Origin of the sequence: Sporosarcina sp. D27 (assembly GCF_000586555.1) — a bacterium.
Lineage (GTDB): Bacteria > Bacillota > Bacilli > Bacillales_A > Planococcaceae > Sporosarcina.
The window spans coordinates 59828-79583 of sequence record NZ_AZUC01000016.1 but is presented as its reverse complement, the minus strand read 5'-3'; the positions used below and the strand labels follow the sequence as shown (position 1 = coordinate 79583).

17 protein-coding genes, 1 tRNA gene and 1 pseudogene are annotated in these 19756 nt (G+C 44.0%); 1 reads left to right on the top strand and 18 read right to left on the bottom strand.

Going from position 1 to position 19756, the window contains the following annotated elements; translation table 11 throughout:
• Window positions 1-37: 37 nt before the first annotated feature.
• Together tilS and N693_RS0105050 are read right to left on the bottom strand one after the other, a co-directional pair.
• Window positions 38-1441, bottom strand: a complete 1404-nt coding sequence (tilS, locus tag N693_RS0105055; protein ID WP_025783718.1) for a tRNA lysidine(34) synthetase TilS — start codon at window positions 1439-1441, stop codon at window positions 38-40.
• A gap of 27 nt (window positions 1442-1468) precedes the next feature.
• Window positions 1469-3892 carry a SpoIIE family protein phosphatase gene (locus tag N693_RS0105050; RefSeq protein WP_253271156.1) on the bottom strand — a complete coding sequence of 808 codons (2424 nt, stop codon included), beginning with the start codon at window positions 3890-3892 and terminating at the stop codon, window positions 1469-1471.
• 255 nt (window positions 3893-4147) lie between these two features.
• On the opposite strand from N693_RS0105050, the gene N693_RS0105045 reads away from it, so the two are divergent.
• A tRNA-Met gene (locus N693_RS0105045) sits at window positions 4148-4221 on the top strand.
• A gap of 796 nt (window positions 4222-5017) precedes the next feature.
• On the opposite strand, the gene N693_RS0105040 is transcribed toward N693_RS0105045, so the two are convergent.
• The 16 genes and pseudogenes from N693_RS0105040 to N693_RS20545 form a co-directional block, all read right to left on the bottom strand.
• Window positions 5018-5443, bottom strand: a complete 426-nt coding sequence (locus N693_RS0105040; RefSeq protein ID WP_025783716.1) for a S1 domain-containing RNA-binding protein — start codon at window positions 5441-5443, stop codon at window positions 5018-5020.
• Between the two features lie 129 nt (window positions 5444-5572).
• Entirely contained in the window at window positions 5573-5992 is a 420-nt protein-coding gene (locus N693_RS0105035) for a septum formation initiator family protein (RefSeq protein WP_025783715.1), read from the bottom strand.
• 56 nt (window positions 5993-6048) lie between these two features.
• Window positions 6049-6516 (bottom strand): spore cortex biosynthesis protein YabQ, encoded by a 468-nt coding sequence (gene yabQ, locus N693_RS0105030; RefSeq protein WP_025783714.1) that lies wholly within the window; start codon window positions 6514-6516, stop codon window positions 6049-6051.
• Window positions 6513-6809 carry a sporulation protein YabP gene (gene yabP, locus N693_RS0105025; protein ID WP_025783713.1) on the bottom strand — a complete coding sequence of 99 codons (297 nt, stop codon included), beginning with the start codon at window positions 6807-6809 and terminating at the stop codon, window positions 6513-6515. Before yabP ends, yabQ begins: the two co-directional genes overlap by 4 nt.
• A gap of 86 nt (window positions 6810-6895) precedes the next feature.
• Complete coding sequence (locus N693_RS0105020; RefSeq protein ID WP_025783712.1) at window positions 6896-7186, bottom strand: RNA-binding S4 domain-containing protein; 291 nt, start codon at window positions 7184-7186, stop codon at window positions 6896-6898.
• On the bottom strand, window positions 7183-8646 hold the full coding sequence (gene mazG / locus N693_RS0105015) for a nucleoside triphosphate pyrophosphohydrolase (RefSeq protein ID WP_025783711.1): 1464 nt from the start codon (window positions 8644-8646) through the stop codon (window positions 7183-7185). The genes N693_RS0105020 and mazG overlap by 4 nt, the downstream gene beginning before the upstream one ends.
• Before the next feature lie 4 nt (window positions 8647-8650).
• Window positions 8651-10246: a polysaccharide biosynthesis protein gene (locus tag N693_RS0105010; RefSeq protein ID WP_025783710.1), complete on the bottom strand. Its 1596-nt coding sequence runs from the start codon at window positions 10244-10246 to the stop codon at window positions 8651-8653.
• 123 nt (window positions 10247-10369) lie between these two features.
• Window positions 10370-10906 (bottom strand): stage V sporulation protein T, encoded by a 537-nt coding sequence (spoVT, locus tag N693_RS0105005; RefSeq protein ID WP_025783709.1) that lies wholly within the window; start codon window positions 10904-10906, stop codon window positions 10370-10372.
• Between the two features lie 82 nt (window positions 10907-10988).
• Window positions 10989-14522, bottom strand: a complete 3534-nt coding sequence (mfd, locus tag N693_RS0105000; protein ID WP_025783708.1) for a transcription-repair coupling factor — start codon at window positions 14520-14522, stop codon at window positions 10989-10991.
• An 81-nt stretch (window positions 14523-14603) separates the two neighbouring features.
• A complete protein-coding gene (locus N693_RS0104995) occupies window positions 14604-14831 on the bottom strand; it encodes an anti-sigma-F factor Fin (protein WP_025783707.1) in 228 nt (75 codons plus the stop codon).
• A 56-nt stretch (window positions 14832-14887) separates the two neighbouring features.
• Complete coding sequence (gene pth, locus N693_RS0104990) at window positions 14888-15451, bottom strand: aminoacyl-tRNA hydrolase (protein ID WP_025783706.1); 564 nt, start codon at window positions 15449-15451, stop codon at window positions 14888-14890.
• A gap of 75 nt (window positions 15452-15526) precedes the next feature.
• Window positions 15527-16165 (bottom strand): 50S ribosomal protein L25/general stress protein Ctc, encoded by a 639-nt coding sequence (locus N693_RS0104985; RefSeq protein ID WP_025783705.1) that lies wholly within the window; start codon window positions 16163-16165, stop codon window positions 15527-15529.
• A 105-nt stretch (window positions 16166-16270) separates the two neighbouring features.
• Complete coding sequence (locus tag N693_RS0104980; protein ID WP_025783704.1) at window positions 16271-17230, bottom strand: ribose-phosphate diphosphokinase; 960 nt, start codon at window positions 17228-17230, stop codon at window positions 16271-16273.
• Between the two features lie 15 nt (window positions 17231-17245).
• Window positions 17246-18619, bottom strand: a complete 1374-nt coding sequence (glmU, locus tag N693_RS0104975) for a bifunctional UDP-N-acetylglucosamine diphosphorylase/glucosamine-1-phosphate N-acetyltransferase GlmU (protein ID WP_025783703.1) — start codon at window positions 18617-18619, stop codon at window positions 17246-17248.
• Window positions 18620-18816: 197 nt separating this feature from the next.
• Entirely contained in the window at window positions 18817-19101 is a 285-nt protein-coding gene (gene spoVG, locus N693_RS0104970) for a septation regulator SpoVG (protein WP_025783702.1), read from the bottom strand.
• 382 nt (window positions 19102-19483) lie between these two features.
• A pseudogene (locus tag N693_RS20545) lies at window positions 19484-19617 on the bottom strand (transposase); the annotation flags it as partial.
• Window positions 19618-19756 lie beyond the last annotated feature (139 nt).

Genomic DNA, 19756 nt, shown 5'->3' with positions numbered 1-19756 from the left:
AAAGTGTGTAGGTCTGTACAAATGTCAGCAGTTGCTGTTATTGCTGCCAAACCATCATCAGTATGTACGCCTGATCAGCAGACGTTTGTTTAGTAAATGATTCGCTGTATCGCACGCCAGGAATTGCACAGATATCACCCTGCTCAGATACGACGACAGGAAGTCTGTCTCGTACCGATTGTTTTACTTTTTCATCAATCAGCAGACGACTCAACCGTTTAGGGTGCTCCATTCCACGTAATCGGATCCGGTCTCCAGAACGTCTAGATCGAATTCCGGCAGGTAAATCCCCTTCTTCCGATTGGAAATATCGCCAGTCGGTCACACCTTCTAGCGTGGCTGGTTCAACAGCCGAGGACTTGCACCAACGTAATCTCATCTGTCCCCATTGAACCCATTCGTTTGGTGGAAATGGGACGATTTGGTTCATCGGCTCTTCTTTCTCACAAACAAACGTAGAAACACCATATTCTCTTTGTAGCGACCACTTTTCCGGAAGGCTAATTGACGCACTTCCCGTGTCAGTAGAGAGCTGACGAATGAGCTGATTCAACAAGTCGACATTGTAGATTGCAGGTATAGTTTCCCCATTGTAAAGATACTTTAATAGTAGAGGAACTGCCCTCTTTTGTAAAGCCGGGTGCATGGTACGGAATGCAGCTGAATGGATAACAGGCACCCCTTTATCCGTAAAGGTTAGAAGGCCTTCTAGCTGTTCTTTTGCCAGTCTTTCCAAAAACTCATCATCTTCTTGAAGTGCTGCCGCCATGCGTACAGAATTCTCAGCGGTCGTGAGATTTTCAGCTAACAATACAGGGACGATGTGATGACGGTACCGATTTCGGGTATACTCATCTTTTTCATTGCTTGGATCTTCTCGAAAAGGTAGCTTTTGTAATTCAGCATACTCATACAAGTCTTTTTTCATAAGCGACAAAAATGGCCGAATGAGATTTCCCTCACCGAAAGAACGGGAAATAGGCATTCCTTGTGGTCTTTTTCCTTTAGCAAGTTGCATTAAAATCGTTTCTAGTTGGTCTTCTGCGTGATGAGCAACCGCAAGAACAGTAAATTCTTTGTTTTTCATTGTTTCTTCAAATAACGCATAGCGTCCCGTGCGGCAAACTTCTTGAACGTTGCCCCCATGCGCTTCCAGTAAATCTGGTACCGGTAAGGTAGTTCCGTAAAACGGTACTCGAAGACTATCACAGAGTTTACGAACAACTGTACCATCAAGTGCAGATTCCTCTCCTCGAAGACAGTGATCGACATGGATGGCCCCTATTTCGATCTCCAGGCTCTCGCGTTGCGAGCTTAAAAAATGTAACAGAGCGACCGAGTCGACTCCTCCTGAGCACGCAATTAGTACTCGGTCACCTTTACTCAACATACGTTCCTGGCGGATGAAGTCCAGAACTTTTTTGTATAGGTTATCCTTCATCTTAACCACCTCCGCCATTTTCTATCTTCATCCTACCACTTTTTGACGAAATAGTGAGGGTGTGCGTACTTTCACACTCGACCACCTTGGAACAATATGGTCTATTTTCATGACTAACACGGTACGATCATCTGCTGTCGTTTTATATTTACGTTCCATTTCCCCCATAATCCGATCTGCTAGCGCATCACACTCGAGATTCGCATGGTGTGAAAGAGTTTGACATAATGTCTTCTCCTGCTGTTCTAATAGGACGTCCCCGTTAAACATTCCATCCGTCATCATCACAATAATATCCCCCGACTTCAACTCTTCGTTCTTTGCTTCTACTGTGAATGATGGTAAAAAACCGAATGGAACTGCTTTACTATCTACACGCAAAAACTCTTCTCCCCTTTTAATGTAAGTACTCATAGAGCCCGCTTTCCACGACCACAGTCTCCCATCCTGTAAATCGACAAGCGCCAAGTCAAGCGTCGCATACATATCATCCAAGCCGTTTAACGCCATCATGTAATGGAGCGTATGCATCGCTGTCTCAGGTCCCATTTTACGGTCCAAACATTCGCGCATCAATCGGATGACTTTCTGACTTTCATAGTAGGCATTCATATCTTGTCCCATCCCATCTGATAGCAACACTGCGGTTAACCCATCATGGATCGGGAACACCTCATACGCATCTCCCGCGTAAAACGAACCTCCTCCTGCGGTTGCAACGACACCATACTGCATCGAAAAACGAACTGCTGATGTAAATGTTAGCTGCAAATGGGCGAATGGCTGATCTCGCATAAGTGCCTTTTCAACTTGGAATGGTTCCTGATACATCTCTTCAAGAATCGGTAGAATAAGCCTTTCTGCAACGGTGGTATCTGTTTCAAAAGAGGATCGTCTTTCTGGAATGGAACACACAATACGCATGGCTCCTTTTTCTTCGGACAATATGTCGATTTGGAAGAAATCGATATCCTGCGCCCGCAAATTCTTCCCGAGTTCTTCTTCAGATGGGCGATAAATCGTCACATCTTCTTTAATTTCATTCATCATATTTTCTAAATGTGTACTCATATCCCGCAGCTGTAAAGCGAGCATTTTTCTTCCGTGTTGTAATTGTCCCATCAGCAACCGGTCTGCACCACGCTCTTCCAATTCTTCGAGCAATCCCGTATGACGTACACACTTGTATCTGATTTTCTCTTCCACTCTATGACGTGCTGCTTTTTTCGTAGCAGAATACGTCGACTCCCACTCAGACAGCAAATTCGGAATACTGTCATCCTCTGATGCCCAGCATTTAGAGTAGCGGAAACAAGATCGACATGCACTCGGCGTTTCTTGTACTTGTTCCAGTTGACGCGATTCTTGAACAGGGAACTGATCATTCACCATTGTCGACATAAAGGAGGCGAATTGTTGGAAGTCCGTGAGTTGTTCATCCAACCGACGCGCCAGCCATTGCTGACGTTTTTCGGATAAATCCTGTTGCTCTGGAACGAGTACTTCGCGAACGGAGGCGAGTCGTTTCGACGGAATAAGAAGAAATAGGAGTGTCGCGGCACCTATTGTCGCAAAATGTGTTTCATCAAGAGGCAAGGTCAAGTCATATAATAAGAAAAAGACAGACGCAAACATGCCTCCTGTTGCGACACCTAGCTTTCCGAATCCCTTCATAGACCCAGCTGCGAATCCCGTCATTCCGTAAACCGTCATCATGCCGGTGAATGACAGTTCTGCCATCCCTGTAATCGCAGCAATCAGCATGGCGATTGTTGTTGAAAATAACACGCCGCCAGCAAGAGCTGCAATCAAAATAGCTGTATACAGTAACAACCCCGGGACTGAAATATACCCAATAACCAGATTGTTCATGCCCGTTGTTGCCATAGCAGCTACGATACACGCTGCTCCAAGTTGCTCTGCTCGCCATGGTGTATACAGTAACTTATCCACTTGCGGAAATGCTATAAAAAGAAAGACTGTCATAAGTAAGGCAAGCAATGCTTCAAATCCAATCGCAACCTGTACGGTGAGCGGTGGTTGTCCTGCATACATAATCAGTTGCCAAAACACTTGCGTGAAAATAACGGTACCTGCGACGGTAAGTGGTATGGACTTTCGCGTAAACGGATGTCGAATAACTAAGTTAAATAAAAGCAATTGCAAAATGAAAATAATGGATTGTCCCAAACCGACGAACAAACTTCCACTGATTCCCCCGATGAAAACAGGTAACATATACTTAGGATAGCGCATCGTTGCTAGGGCCCAAACAGGTAAGAAAAATGGTACCGCCGCGTCAAACAACACGGCTTGTGATAGAAAGAACGATCCAATCGTGAATAGAAACGTTGTCAGCAAGTGTACTTTTCGTTGTAAGATTGACCCTACTACACCTTGAGCTTGTTGCCACAGTGATCTCTCTGTATTACTACTGATCATCTTCATCATCTCATTCCCCCTATGACCTATTGCCGTTAGTATACAGGCCCGTTGTCTAATAATTTGTCTGTTTCTGACACCTGGTCCTAAAAACATTTCGACGGTTTACGGGGATGTTTTCAATAGGGAAAGATAAGTAAGTGGACGACGATAACTAAGAACAACTTTCTAAACCACACAAATTTTTTAGAAACCGTTGACAGATTGATAAATAATCTGTATGATGAATAAGGTCGTGAACAACATGTTGACGCATCCTAATACGGCGGCGTAGCTCAGCTGGCTAGAGCGTACGGTTCATACCCGTGAGGTCGGGGGTTCGATCCCCTCTGCCGCCATACAAAAATGTTTTGGAAAGGACTTGTCCACTTGGACAAGTCCTTTTTTGTGCTTATGGGGTCTGGTGTGGGGGGTGCTCATAAATCTGGGCACGTGATTATAAACTTTGGATTCCGCTCATAAACCTTGAATTGTGATCATAAACTCTGCTTTCTGCTCATAACTCTCGAATTGGGATCATAAATTTTGCTTTCTGCTCATAATTCTCGATTTGGGATCATAAACTTTGCTTTCCGCTCATAAACCTCGATTTGGGATCATAAATTTTGCTTTCTGCTCATAAACCTCGATTTGGGATCATAAATTTTGCTTTCTGCTCATAATTCTCGATTTGGGATCATAAACTCTGCTTTCTGCTCATAACTCTCGAATTGTGATCATAAACTTTGCTTTCCACTCATAAAGAAAATTCCATCATGCACCTGGTAACTTTCTCGTTCAGTCCTGTGGAATTGCCCGACACTAAGAAAGATTTCTTTATCAGAAAGGAAAGTTTCTCAATCACATCTATGAATTTCTCCGACACAACGTGAAATTTCTCGAAAACTGAACACGATTCAATCGATTTAATACATTAATTGGTAGCGCTTCGCTTGTTTTTCAAGAACACCCCTTTGCACCAACAATCGAATCCAACAAGTATTGGATCCTCCATCAAATCCAGCAGTCCCCCATTTTTAAGCCAACAAAAAAGCTGAGTGCACAGAACGCGCATCCTCAGCTTTTATCTATAAGACATTTTTTCCTGCATTGAAACAGCTCAAAAGGGTCGTTTCCAACCGTTCTAAAGCACTTTTAGCCTCTGCGTGCTCCGCGTCCTCCGCGTTTTGACTCAGTTGCTCGCTTCAGTGTTGTTAGACGTTCCTCGCTGTCCTTCATGAATTTCGCCATTTTTGTTTCGAAATTCTCCGGACGTTCAGGAGGACGTCCCCCTCCCTGACGAGGACGTGACGGTCGCTGCGGGCGCTGCGGCCGTTGTTCCGATTCCGGCTTTGCCTTCCGGATCGACAAACCAATCTTGCCATCAGAACCGACGTTCATGACTTTCACTTCAACCATGTCGCCAACTTTTAAATGGTCATTAATATCTTTGACGTAGTTGTCTGCCACTTCACTGATGTGGACGAGTCCTGTTACGCCGGTCGGCAATTCAACGAATGCCCCAAAATTTGTAATCCCTGTCACTTTACCCTCTAGCTTGCTGCCTACTTCAATTGACATAAAAAAAATGCTCCTCCTTAGAATTTAAGCGGGCTCCCATTTCAGAAGCCTAGCAACCGTTTTTACGGGTCTTGCCTGCGCAAGATTCCTACTTTCATTATATCCAACAAAAAAAGAGTGTCAATAAGACTACTCTTTTCCGTCGTCTTTTTTGTTTAATTTTTTCTTCCCTTCTGGAAGAGAGAAGATGATTTCATCCTTGTTCGAAACGAAGTATTCCTTACGTGCAAGCTTTGCAATGTACTCTTCGTCATCCAGTTTCAACAACTGTTTCTTGAGTTGTTCTCGCTCACTAGTTTTTACAGCTAGCTGTTCAACCAGTTCCTGTTTTTCTTGTTGTTTTGAGGCCAACAATGTTTTCTGTTGGTGATTGTAGCTCGCAATGCCTCCGAATGTGACCACAACAATCATTGCAAAAAAGAGTAGCTTTACTTTAAGCCGCTTCTTTTGCTTGCGTCGCCAGTCCTCTTTTCGTTGCATGGAGCGGACATATTCAGTTTCAATCGATGCAACCGATGAGGAAGTGAACTTCCTACCCTTTTGCTCCATCTACTGCACATCCCCTCAATTACAATTTTACAGATATCATAATTATCTAGTATACGTTACTTTGGCTTTTTTTTGAAGTGATATCTGAAAAATCTATGATAGATGAACCGAAAGGGCTGGGATAGAAGCAAAATAATTGCACGAAACACTCGCAATATATATCTGATGAACCAGAAAATCATCCGAAAAACGAATAGGATCGGACGGATGAGCAAGACAATAATAATTCTCCCAAGGAGTCTAAAAGGTTTGTGGAATACTGTTGCATACAACAACAATCCCGACAGCTGGGCGAGCGGGTCGTACATCCGCCACGCCCCATCTCGAAAGACGAACAATACAGCAAATGCAAAGCATCCGGAAAGTAACCACCCAACTGTTTCAAGCCAAATGGCTCTTCTGCGAATAATGGACGCTTTCCCTGTATTGGCAATACCCGTTCCAAGCATATCCATGAATGCACCTGCGATGATTCCTGTTCCAATCATTGCAAGTAAGCTCACAAACTGCGCGGATATGCTCATCCGAACAATTTATGGAGGAAATTACGTGAACCCGTCTCTTCTTCATCGTATTGAAGCGTGGCAACAGAGCCTTCGAGTGTGAGAAGTCCCTTGTCCACATCCAAGTGAACGATGCGTAATTCTTCTCCTTTAATGGTAAGCATCCCTTGCGACGTGCGGACTAAGAACTCTTCCTGGTCAAACCGGTCGATCGTTTTAACAGATGTAAGATCCATTCGTTTACGGTTCCGCATGGTCACAACGTGATCACCGGATGGAATTGTGTAAGCTGGGCTTTCAGTTTGAGTTTGCATAGTCTGTCCCCCTGTCTGATTTGTACACTGCCATCCTATGCACGTACAACAAAAAACATGACAGGAAAGTTTCCTGTCATGTCCAATTAATCTTCGTCATCCACAAACTCTGGATCCACTTTTTCCAGTTTTTCTTCTTTCACAATCGTATACATCATCGCCGCATCTTCTTTTTTCGTAGATGCCTTCAACTCGTTTACCTTAACTGTAACAATCTTTTGGCCGAAGCGAATCGCAAGTTCATTCCCCGGTGCAACGTCCGACGATGCTTTCGCTACTTTACCATCAATTGTAATCCGACCTTGGTCAGCTACTTGTTTCGCAAGAGTTCTACGTTTGATTAACCTTGACACCTTTAAAAATTTATCGAGTCTCATTCTAGTTTCCCCCCTAGTCGTTTTGCTTGTTGCCAAAATTCTTCAAGTTCATCCACCGTATAATCGTCAAATGACCCACGACCTGTTGCTACTGAACGCTCAATATAAGAAAAACGATTATTAAATTTCTGATTGGCGTGTTGCATTGCTTCTTCTGGAGACAACTTTAAGAATCGTGCGATGTTCACAAGTGTGAAAAAGACATCCCCTAGCTCGTCCGTCCGCGAGTCCTGAGTTCCGCTTACCACTTCGTCTTTGAATTCTTGCCACTCCTCTTCAAACTTATCGAAAGCACCATCAACATCCGGCCAGTCAAACCCGACTCGCGCAGCGGCTTTCTGGTAATTGAAAGACGTGAGAAGAGACGAACTGGACAACGCTTGTCCCTCTAGCAATGAATTCTTCTTCGGCTTCTCTTCACTTTTAATGTCTTGCCAGTTTTTCAAGACCTCATCTGCATCCACCACGTCTGTTTCTCCAAAGACGTGCGGGTGTCTACGAATCATCTTTTCCCCAACCGCCTGCAAAATGTCCTCTATCGTGAAGTATCCATCATCCTCGCCGATTTGCGCATGCAAGAATACTTGTAGCAATACATCCCCTAATTCTTCAATTAGGTCGTTATCGTCTTCACGGTCGATCGCGTCCAACACTTCATGTGCTTCTTCGATCATGAATCGCTTCAACGATTCGTGTGTCTGCTCACGATCCCACGGACATCCTTCAGGACTCCGTAATTTTGCGATAATCTCGCGGAATGTCTGCCATTCTTTCAATCGATCCGTCTGTTCAACAACAGGTGGCACATAAACGGTCGTTAAATTATCGATGCGTGTTTCCCGGTCCAGTTCAACAAGTGGCACGGTACGCACTTCCTCGGCAGACGTGCCGGCAGCGGTTACAATCGTAACTGGATGGTCCACAGCATACTTTTCAAGCAGCGTTAACTTTACATCAGAGGCAACAAACGCATCATACACTTGGCCGATCAGCACGTGCTGACGCATCTGTATATCGTCTTGTTTCAATTCAGTGCCATCTACTAATTGAAAGCCTTCAATCGGATCAATTCGAAGTGCAGCAAATATTGGATCTAGGAAGCTATTCCCTCCTGCAATGTCGAGTACAGCCTGTCCCTCTTTTTCCTGCTCAATGAGCAATTGAACCGTACGCTCCGCAACAAGCGGATGACCAGGCACTGCATAAGTTACTGGCTTTTCTTTTGCCATCACTAGTAACTGCGCAACGATTTCGTCATAAACAACTTCAAACGCATCTTGAGACTCATACACACTGTCAAAACTCGTCATTTGTACGCCTTCTGCCTTCAATTCGTCCACAGCTGGATGCTGATCTGTGCGAACAACGAGTGTCTGCGCAGCCTTTAGTTTCCGATAAACTCCCACGGACAGCTGATCCAGTTCACCTGAACCAAGTCCTACAATCGTAATTGGATACATGCCATCACCTTCTCTTTTTCGTCAATAATAATTGTACTCGTGCCAATCGTTTCCCGAACGGTAGCAAGTACCAATCCTTTTCTGCGAGGACACGAGACTTCATAATAATTATAAGGAATACCGTCGCCCCTAACACCACTGCAGGAAATGCAGACAGTGCCGCAGCAATCCTCGAATTTTCACCTTGTGTGAAAGTGCTGCTAATCCATAACCACAACTCAACCACACCAACCATGGCAACCGTTGCGAGTAAAATCCAACCGTAAAAACGTCCGGGGGCTAGCCGCTCTGGCCACATACGTTTAAAGTAGACGATTAGCACTGCTGCAGTCACAGCAAATCCAATGTTTCCAGCGAATGCAGCCCCCGTTATTCCATATAGGGGAACGAGCAGAACGTTCGCGATGATCTTCACAACAAGCCCAACAAGTAGTAACCATGCTGGTACTTTTCCTAATCCCGCCCCTTGCAAAATTGCACATAATGGCAACACAAGCGACAGCCAGAATATCTGAACGCAAAACACAGCTAGTGCAAGTGATCCTTCGTTCGTTTCAAATAACAACACATTTACTTGCGGTAACAGAGCTGCAAGTCCTACTGCTGCTGCCCACCCGAATAAAATTGCAACACGGAAAGTCAATCGGACAAATGGCCATGCACTGCGCCCGCCAGAAATCGTTGTATGGTATGAAATGAGCGGAACGATTGCCATTGCAAGTGTTGTAGCAATGAGGCTACCGAGCTGAACAAGGGGTTGCCCACGATCGTAAACACCTTTTGCTGTCATGGCAACTTCTTCATGAACACCAGAATTTGTCAATAAATTCAAAATCGTAAATGCATCCACCATCTGATACAGCAGTAAAATAAGTGAGCTCGCACTGACACTTAAGCTGATCAGCGTGAGCTCTTTAATTATTCTTCGTTTATCTATAGGAAATGCAATAGCTGGCGCCTTCATCGACTTGCGACTCCATAAATAAAGCAGCACAACACCAGCTGTTTGGCCGATGACTGCTCCCCAAACGGCTATCGTTCCAGTTTCGTATAGCGATGCGCCTGATTGAACCGCTATCCACGTGCCGATAAGAATAATCGCAACACGGATTCCTTGCTCTCCGACACCGGAAACTGCTATCGGTACCATTTCTCCACGGGATTGAAAAGTTCCTTTATATACCGCTAGAAACGGCATGATGAGCAGTACATACGCGCCAGTTTGTAACAGGGGCGCTAACTCAGGATCTCCCATCAAAGAGGCTATCCAGGACGCTCCTATAGAGAGAGTAATGAAAGCAATAATACTCAGTACACCTAAATATACAAAAGATAACTTTAAAATGGCACGCCGTTCTTCTGGAAGTTGTGTACTCGCCAGTAACTTGGAGATTGCAACGGCTGCTCCATATGTTGTCCAGATAATGAATATCCCGATAAAAGGATACACTTGTTGGTAAATATAAAACCCCTTGTCCCCGACCAAGTTTTGAAAAGGTACGCGATAGACAGCCCCAAGCAGTTTCACAATCAGTGCAGATATCGTTAAGATCGAGGCACCTTTCATGAATGTTTTCATATTCCATTCTGATGCTGCCATACTGAATCCTCTTTCGTCTTGTAGATGGTGTCCATTATACCATTCGAAGCCTGAAACGACAGCATGACACGATACGCACAAAAAAACCTGCACATCCCGATGTTCTCAGGTTGTGCAGGTGCGTTACTGTTCCATTTGTTTGGACAAAAACAGAGCTGCGGTTTCTGCAGTTTTCTGTTCTGCTTCACCAATGAAATGGACTTTCGATAGAAGGTAAATGGCTCCAATCGTATCACCGTTTACGACAATCGGAGTAACACAATACGATTTTACTTGTTCCATTTGTCCCGGAACCCATTCAACGGTTTTCTCCATCTTTTCAGTGATCATTGTACGCTTTGTTAACATTTCTTCTGCATCGGCAGAGATTTGACGGTTCATGTAGTCTTTTTTCGCAAGTCCCGCTACAGCAATCACTTCATCCCGATCACTGATAAGCGTCGGAGTACCGAGTGTTTGATATAGGGTTTCTGCATATTCTACTGCAAACTGCCCAAGCTCTGAGATCGGGGAATATTTCTTCAAAATAACTTCCCCATCACGGTCTGTAAAAATTTCGAGTGGATCTCCTTCTCGTATCCGAAGTGTTCGTCTAATCTCTTTCGGGATGACCACTCTTCCTAAGTCATCGATTCTGCGGACGATACCGGTTGCCTTCATGCATGATGCCTCACTTTCCATATGAAATCCGCGCTACGGTTTCAGTATGGTTCATACATGGGCATTTTATGCAGGGGTGGCTCTATCCGGCATCAACTTCAGTTGTTTCCTTCGATGCATCTTGCAAAAGTTGCATAATTGCTTCCAATATATCGAACTCCGTGTGCTGTCCTAATCGTCGATCATCGACTGTAATGAGCAAAGTTCCATTATCCATTGTGAAACCGACAGCTCGACCATAATTAAGCGTCTCCGAAACAAGTTTGGCTCCATCTAAGTTTGCAGTTCCTTCAGGTGAGAAGCGAATCTCAATTATGGTTTGTCGTTTCTTAATCGACACAACACCTGCCGCTTTCCCCCATGCCTTTATGCGACCAATACGGAGCAGCAATTCCGCTTCAAACGGGAGGTCTCCAAATCGATCCGTCATTTCATCCCACAACTCATTAAAGTCTTCTTCCACCTGAATTGCTTTGACACGTTTATACATTTGGATTTTCTGATAGCCATCCTTAATATACGTATCCGGTAAATAAGCGTTGATTGGAAGCGAGATCTCCAGATCAGGACGGTCCTCTTTGGAGATACCTGTTTGTTTCTCCTCAACCGCGTCTTGAAGCATTTGCGAGTACAAGTCAAATCCGACAGAGTCGATGAACCCGTGCTGCTGGGAGCCAAGTAAATTCCCTGCTCCTCGAATAGATAAATCACGCATTGCAATTTTAAAACCAGATCCTAGTTCCGTAAACTCTTTAATCGCTTGAAGGCGGTTTTCAGCAACCTCCGTTAGAACTTTGTCACGTTCATATAGGAAATACGCATACGCAACCCGATTCGAACGGCCAACGCGCCCTCTTAGCTGATACAACTGAGAGAGACCCATTCGATCTGCGTTGTGTACAAGCAAGGTATTCACGTTCGGGATATCAATTCCTGTTTCAATAATCGTTGTAGTAACGAGAACGTCATATTCCCCCTCAAGGAAACTAAGAATGACTTCTTCTAACGCCGCTTCCCCCATTTGACCATGGGCAAATCCAACGCGCGCTTCAGGGACGAGTTGACGGATTTCATCGACCTTCTTTGCCATATCTTCCACGCGGTTATACAAATAGAAAACCTGTCCCCCTCGAGACATCTCACGTTCTATCGCTTCACGTGTTAACGCAAGATTATTTTCCATGACGTACGTCTGCACTGGAAAACGGTTCGCAGGTGGGGTTTCGATAATGGACAAATCACGGACCCCGATCATCGACATATGCAACGTCCGTGGAATAGGAGTTGCAGTTAGCGTTAAGACATCGACATTCGTCTTTAACTGTTTCAGTTTTTCTTTATGCGTAACACCGAAACGCTGCTCTTCATCGACAATCAGCAGTCCTAGGTCTTGATAGGCCACGTCTTTAGAAAGTAGTCGGTGAGTTCCAACTACTACGTCGATTGTTCCATTTTTAAGTCCTTTTTTTGTTTCGGTTTGTTGTTTCTTGGAACGGAAGCGATTTAACAACGATACTTCTAGCGGGAAATCTGCAAATCTGGCCTTCATAGTTTCGTAGTGTTGCTGCGCTAAGATAGTCGTCGGTACAAGAAAGGCAACTTGTTTGCCGTCTGATACTGCTTTGAAAGCAGCACGAATTGCAACTTCCGTCTTTCCATATCCTACGTCACCACATAACAAACGATCCATTGGGCGCTCTTTTTCCATATCTTTCTTCACTTCAACAATCGAGCGGAGCTGATCCTCGGTTTCCTCATAAGGAAAAGCATTTTCAAACGACCGTTGAAGGTCATCGTCCTCTGAAAACGCATACCCTTTTTGTGCTTCACGTTCGGCATACAGCTTAATGAGATCATCCGCAATATCTTTAACTGCGGCAGTGACTTTTGTTTTCGTCTTTTTCCACTCTGCTCCGCCTAGCTTATGAAGTTTCGGTTCCTTATCACCAGAGGCCACATATTTTTGGATCAAATCGATTTGATCCGCAGGGACAAACAACTTGTCTTCTCCACGGTACCGTATATCAAGGTAGTCTTTACTGATCCCACTGACTTCCAGTGTGACGACTCCATAATATTTACCAATACCGTGATTGACGTGAACGATGTAATCGCCAGGTTGGATCTCTGAATAATTTTTAATACGCTCCGCATTCGAAGCTTTTTGTGGTCGTGTTTTCCGTTTAGGTTTCCCTTTAAATAGCTCACCGTCTGTAATTACTACAAGACGATGCAGCGGAAGTTCAAAGCCCGCATGCAGACTTCCGTCCAGTACCGTTATCATTCCTTCTTTAGTCGCAACCCCGTTCTCTGTCGCATCTATATCGTAATCGTTCAAAATAGAGTGGACCTGATCGACACGTTCCTTCCCTTCAGCAAGGATGAAAACATTGAACTGATTTTGCTCCCAACGTTCCATCTCCGATTTCAACAAATTCATTTGACCATGAAATTGCTGCATCGGTTTACATGAATAAGAGATGATTTCTTTCACCGTAATTCCAGGAAGACTTCTTGTAAATAAAGACGTGTATATAGTTTTTGTGTTCAACGCTGCATGGGCTTCGATAAATGAAACAGATAGTTTGGCATCATGAACGATTTTTCCTTCTTCCAACAAAGACATACGCCATTCTTCTTCATCTTTTTCAAGAGTTGCTGCTGTTTCTTGTATGCGATTGATTTCATCAAATATGACAAGCGCATTTTCAGGCAAATAACTCCCAAGTTCTGCTACTTGGTCTCCCGCAAATCCTGCATACTTCACCATATTCTCGGGCTGAACTCCAGCCCTCATAAGTTCTATATCTGCTGTGATAGAAAGCAGTAAGTTCTCTTTTACAAGTTCGTCTTTCACTTTCTTCAAGCTTTTTGAAAGTGCTCCCTCAAGCTTGTCTGCAATCTGCCGGAGATCGTCTTCAGACCAAGTGAATTCAGTTGCCGGTAAGAGAGTCAATTTGTCCAGTTTTCCTGTAGAGCGTTGGTCTTCAGCTGAAAACGTACGAATGGAATCGATATCCGTATCAAATAACTCTATCCGTACAGGGTCTTCTGTAGTGAGTGGATAGACGTCTAAAATGCCGCCACGGAGTGCAAATTCACCCGGAGCTGTGACCATATCCTGTCGGGAATACCCCATACTTATCAAGCGTTGGAGCCAGTCGTCTGTTTGAATCGAATCACCAACCGCAGCTAATAACGTGCTGCTTTCCCACCGTTCCTTGGAAGGAACAATTTTTTTCAGACCCGCTACAGGTGTGATGTAAATGCCCTCACGATGTTTTGCCAAGTGATTGAGTGTGTCAATTCGTCCTGCTCGCAGTTCAAAGCTGGCAAAAGCAAAGTCAGCGGCAACTAGCTCTTCTGCAGGATATAAATGGACTTGGGATTCGCCCAACAGCTTGACAAGGTCTTCATATGTACGCTGTGCCTGCAGCATATTCGGCGAGACGATGAGCATTGGACGGCTCGTATCTTTTTGTAGTGCCTGGAATAGAAGCGTTTTTGCACCGCCCGTCAACCCAGTCAATAATTGGCGATCTCGTCCTTGTTTCAGTTCGCTCGTCAATCGCTCAATTTCCGAAGTCGTTTCGTAATAGTTTACTAGTGAGTCCATTCGAATCCGTCCCTTTCTCCCTGAAATGCATAAGCACAAAAAGCTTTGCACACCCTCGAAGAGGTGCCAAAGCCAGGCTTCTTATTGAAGCCACTTTTCAACTGTGTAATAGTCTGGAGACGCATACATCACGCGCTCACACTGTTCGCAAATACAACGAACTTCAAGCCCGCCATGTTGAGATACTTCGACAAAGCGCTCCTCGTTTGTTTCATCAGCCTTTAATAAGTCGCGGATCGTTTCCTCGACGGACGCGAACGGAATCGAACCGATTTCCGTTTGGCAATGTTTACAGCGATAAGAGATCACCCAGTAGACCGCCTCTCTTTTTGTACAAGTATAGGCATGGATGGGATTACTTATGCTTAAGCTCCATTATATTCGTTCATTATTTCAAGAAACGGGCGATCTAACCATGCACGACAAGCGGACGCACTTCTTTCCACCGCCTCCTGAATAAGCGGCTGTTCGTCTTTGCTAAATGCACTTAGTACATAATCTGCGACACTGATAGGTCCATCCGGTCTGCCAACACCGACGCGGATTCGGTTGAATTCGTTTGTTCCTATATGGGCAATCAAAGATTTCATTCCGTTGTGTCCGCCCGCACCACCTTTTGCACGAAGACGTAACTTTCCAGGTGCCAGGTCTAAATCATCATAAATGACGACTATCTCGTCATCATCTATTTCGTAATAGTCCATAAGAGGACGCACACATTCACCGGATAGGTTCATATACGTTAATGGTTTTACGAGCATAACTTTTTCCGTTCCTACATGAACTGTGGTGATCATTCCATTGAATTTTGTTTGCATAGCAGGTGCATTTAGCTGCTCTGCCATTAAATCGATCGCTTGAAATCCAACGTTATGACGGGTCGACGCATACTGTTTGCCCGGATTCCCGAGCCCAATTATCATTTTCATCTAATTACTCTCTTTCTTTCGAAAAAATCGACAAACGAAAAAACAAGCGCACGGGTTGCCGTGCGCTCTTAGTGATTATTCTTGGTCTTCATCTTTCTCGTTTACTACTTCAGGTTCTGCAGTTTCACTAGCAGTATCTTCATCGAGTGCTTCTAGTTCTTCAGCTGTCCGTGGAGCAGAAATAAGAACGACTGTTTCTTCGTCTTCGTTGAGGATTTCATACTTCGAGCCTGCACGTAAATCTGAAATTTGAATCGCTTCACCGATATCCAATTTAGATACATCCACATCAATGTGCTCTGGAATATCAGAAGGCTTCGCTTTCACTTTCACTTCCCAAAGTGGCTGCTGAACAACGCCGCCTGCTTTTTCACCAACAGACTCTCCTGAGAGGTGGATTGTAACGTCTACTTCAAGTTCTTCAGACATGTTAATTGCCAAGAAGTCAGCGTGTTCGACTTTCCCTGTTAATACGTCTGCCTGAAAGTCACTTAAGATGACGTCTACTTTCTTTCCGTCAACGTCCAATTTAAAGGCCCCATTACGACCATGTTCTTGAATCGTTTTAATGAGGTCTCGTTCTTCAACAGTAATTGATGTTGACTCTGTTTTAAAACCGTATACGACAGAAGGAACTTTTCCTTCATGACGCAATTGACGCAATGCTGATTGTGGTGCAGTTTCTCGTTTTTTTGACTGTAATGCTGTACTCATATGTTTAGTCCCCTTTGTATATAAAAGTTTTCCTACATAGTAAATACCCGTTACAAGACGTTCCAAAACATTTCATGCACGTTCACAACTAGCTATGTTGTCGGCTTAGTCGAATAGAGTGCTGACTGACTTCTCTTCAAAGACACGTACAATTGCATCAGCCATAAGCTTTGCAACAGATAGTTGCTTAATTTTTGGTGAGTTCTTGTCTTCTGGAAGTTCAATCGTGTTTGTAATGACCAATTCTTTAATCTTTGAATCATTAATGCGTTGAATAGCAGGTCCAGACAATACTGGGTGTGTACAACATGCATACACTTCTTTAGCTCCGCTTTCAATAATTGCATTTGCACCTGCAGTGATTGTACCCGCTGTGTCAATGATATCATCGATTAGAATAGCAATTTTACCATCAACTTGCCCAACAATGTTCATCACTTCACTGACATTCGGCTTTGGTCGGCGTTTGTCGATGATTGCAATTGGAGCTTTCAAACGGTCTGCCATTTTACGAGCTCGTGTCACTCCGCCATGATCTGGAGATACGATAACGATATCGTCACCCTTGAATCCCTGATTTTTGAAGTAATCTGATAGCAAAGGTACTGCAACCAAGTGATCAATAGGAATATCGAAGAATCCTTGAATCTGTGGTGCGTGAAGGTCCATTGCAATTACGCGATCCGCTCCAGCTTTCTCAAGCAAGTTGGCAACGAGTTTTGCTGTAATCGGCTCACGTGAACGAGCTTTACGATCCTGACGTGCGTAACCATAGTAGGGCATAACAACGTTAATCGTCCGTGCAGACGCTCGACGCAATGCGTCAATCATAATAAGGAGCTCCATTAAGTTGTCATTAACAGGATTCGATGTCGATTGAATTACGAAAACATCACAGCCCCGAATGCTTTCTTCGATATTAATTTGAACTTCTCCATCACTGAAACGCTTTACAGAGCATTCGCCGAGTGGTCGTCCAATTACATCAGCTACTTCTTTCGCTAAAGGTTCGTTTGCGTTCAACGTAAAAAGTTTCAGTTTGTGATTCGGATATTCATTGCCCATGATGGACCTCCTGTTTTATCGTTTAGAATTTAGTTTTGTTGCATATCCTTCTTTATTCTCCTGGCGAGCTCGTGCAATTGCAAGTGAATCTTGTGGTACATCCTTAGTAACCGTTGAACCTGCAGCAACGTAAGAGCCTTTTCCTACTGTGACAGGTGCTACTAAATTCGAATTACAACCGATGAATGCTTCATCTTCAATCGTTGTTTTGAATTTGTTTTTACCATCGTAGTTTACTGTAATAGACCCGCAACCAATATTGACGGCAGAACCTACTTCAGCATCTCCGATATAGCTGAGATGGGAAACTTTACTTCCTTGACCAAACGATGATTTCTTAATCTCGACAAAGTTACCAACTTTCACATGATCTCCAAGATCTGTGTCTGGACGAATATGGGCGAACGGGCCAACTGTCGTATCCGATCCAATTTTGCTCGACTTGACCACAGATGAATGAATCGAAGTCCGATTACTAATTTCACTGTCGACAATGTGGCTATTTGGTCCAATAATACATTCTTCACCGATTTTACTGTGACCTTCAATAATTGTACCTGGTTGAATGACAGTATCGCGACCAATGACTGCATCTGCACTAATCACGGTTGTTTCGGGGGCGATGATGGTCACACCATTACGCATGTGCTTTTCAGCGATACGGTGACGCATGACAGCCTCCGCTTGCGCAAGCACCACTCGATCATTGACACCGAGAGTCTCACTGAAATCATCTGATACATGTGCACCGATTAGTGCACCTTCAGATTGAAGTATGCCCATTACGTCCGGTAAGTAGTATTCACCTTGCGCATTGTCATTCTTCACTTTTTTGAGTGCTTCAAAAAGAGCTCGGTTATCAAAACAATACGTTCCAGTATTGATCTCAGTGACTGCTTGTTCTTCAGGTGTTGCATCCTTTTGCTCCACATTGCGAAGGACTTGTCCTTGTTCGCCTCGGATGATTCGGCCGTATCCTGTAGGATTATCTGCAATCGCAGTAAGAATAGTCGCTTTTGCACCAAGTTCTTTGTGTTTACTCACAAGCGCTTCCATGGTTTCAGAACGGATTAGCGGTGTATCCCCACAAATAACGAGTGTAGTTCCTTCCAAATCACCTAGTAGGTTTTCTGCTTGTTGAACTGCATGTGCCGTCCCAAGTTGCTCAGCTTGAAGTACATATTCACTTTTTTGACCTAGCGTTTCTTCAACGACTTCCGCGCCATGGCCAACGACAGTTACTACTCGATCTGCCCCTATACCTTTTACGTGATCAATCACATGTTCCACCATAGGTTTTCCGCAGACGGGGTGAAGCACTTTATATAAATTGGACTTCATGCGTGTGCCTTGGCCAGCTGCCAAAACAATTGCATATGTATGTGTCATGAGTCGTCCTCCATCTATTTTTTCATATATGACTATAGCTGAGTAGGTGGGATTTTTCAACTATTCCTACTTGACAAGTTGAATTCTATATTTTATTATTAATGTCTTTTTCTATTTAAAGTTAGCCAGAATCGCGCGGAAAGAGCCGCTGCGCAAAATAGCGGCGGCTCTGTGACAATTCATCGACAATTTTTCTTTTAAACAGTTACTTCCTCTAAAGCTGGTTCTTTCTCATCTGCAAAATATGCTTCTAAAACGGCATCTTGAATCTTTGTCCGCGATGCAGGATTGATAGGGTGCGCGACATCCCGAAACTCACCGTCCGGCGTTCGTTTGCTTGGCATTGCAACAAACAGACCGTCATTCCCTTCAATAATTCGTATGTCATGCACGACAAATTCCTCGTCAAATGTAATTGAAGCGATTGCGCGCATTCTCCCATTGGTCTCTATCTTACGTAAGCGAACATTAGTAACTTGCATACTCGTTCCCATTCCCCTTTCGTGAAAACTGTATGCTGTAACCATTCTACAAATCTTTTAAAATCCCTTTTAGCAACTTTAAATTTTTCGGACAATTAAAAATTTAATTCAATTAGAAAAAACGTTCCACTAAAGGAACGTTTCAGCCTACAGACAAACGCCATAAATCATGGGGCTTGCCTATAGTCTATTTTTTGAAAATAGAATTTACTATGAAAATGGTTACGATCGAACAGTTAGTTCCCCAAGACTATCTGGTCCTTAAAATAGAGGCAGCAATTGATTTTCCCTTCATTTATCAATAGATTGGAGAACTATATTACCTATTTGGGAGACCCAGCATACAGTTATACTTAATAAAATGTCATTTATTCAATACCCTAAGCCCTCTTAGGGGTATCCATCGCAAACCGTGCTTCTCCTTGGCATCAGCAAAAATGCGTTCAACAGTCTCTTTACATTTCCATAGACTTCTTTGATTTCATATCGGTGTCTCTTTTCTTCTGCTTCATCTAATTATTCTTACCAGCTGGACATGGAGCACTCCGATTGCATTCTTTGATTGAATGATGTGAATGTCTAATGAGAAACTCAGTTGATTGAAGTGTAGGACGGCGACTCCTGGGGATCAGCGCAGCGCGAAGACCCCGCAGAA

Bases quoted from the DNA above. Each gene is read 5' to 3' on its own strand.
- N693_RS0105040 (WP_025783716.1), bottom strand. From the start codon at position 5,443: ATGTCAATTGAAGTAGGCAGCAAGCTAGAGGGTAAAGTGACAGGGATT.
- N693_RS0105020 (WP_025783712.1), bottom strand. From the start codon at position 7,186: ATGAGACTCGATAAATTTTTAAAGGTGTCAAGGTTAATCAAACGTAGA.
- glmU (WP_025783703.1), bottom strand. From the start codon at position 18,619: ATGACACATACATATGCAATTGTTTTGGCAGCTGGCCAAGGCACACGC.
- spoVG (WP_025783702.1), bottom strand. From the start codon at position 19,101: ATGCAAGTTACTAATGTTCGCTTACGTAAGATAGAGACCAATGGGAGA.
- N693_RS0105010 (WP_025783710.1), bottom strand. From the start codon at position 10,246: ATGGCAGCATCAGAATGGAATATGAAAACATTCATGAAAGGTGCCTCG.
- mfd (WP_025783708.1), bottom strand. From the start codon at position 14,522: ATGGACTCACTAGTAAACTATTACGAAACGACTTCGGAAATTGAGCGA.
- yabQ (WP_025783714.1), bottom strand. From the start codon at position 6,516: ATGAGCATATCCGCGCAGTTTGTGAGCTTACTTGCAATGATTGGAACA.
- pth (WP_025783706.1), bottom strand. From the start codon at position 15,451: ATGAAAATGATAATTGGGCTCGGGAATCCGGGCAAACAGTATGCGTCG.
- N693_RS0105035 (WP_025783715.1), bottom strand. From the start codon at position 5,992: ATGGAGCAAAAGGGTAGGAAGTTCACTTCCTCATCGGTTGCATCGATT.
- N693_RS0104985 (WP_025783705.1), bottom strand. From the start codon at position 16,165: ATGAGTACAGCATTACAGTCAAAAAAACGAGAAACTGCACCACAATCA.
- N693_RS0105050 (WP_253271156.1), bottom strand. From the start codon at position 3,892: ATGATGAAGATGATCAGTAGTAATACAGAGAGATCACTGTGGCAACAA.
- mazG (WP_025783711.1), bottom strand. From the start codon at position 8,646: ATGTATCCAATTACGATTGTAGGACTTGGTTCAGGTGAACTGGATCAG.
- yabP (WP_025783713.1), bottom strand. From the start codon at position 6,809: ATGCAAACTCAAACTGAAAGCCCAGCTTACACAATTCCATCCGGTGAT.
- N693_RS0104980 (WP_025783704.1), bottom strand. From the start codon at position 17,230: ATGGGCAATGAATATCCGAATCACAAACTGAAACTTTTTACGTTGAAC.
- tilS (WP_025783718.1), bottom strand. From the start codon at position 1,441: ATGAAGGATAACCTATACAAAAAAGTTCTGGACTTCATCCGCCAGGAA.
- spoVT (WP_025783709.1), bottom strand. From the start codon at position 10,906: ATGAAGGCAACCGGTATCGTCCGCAGAATCGATGACTTAGGAAGAGTG.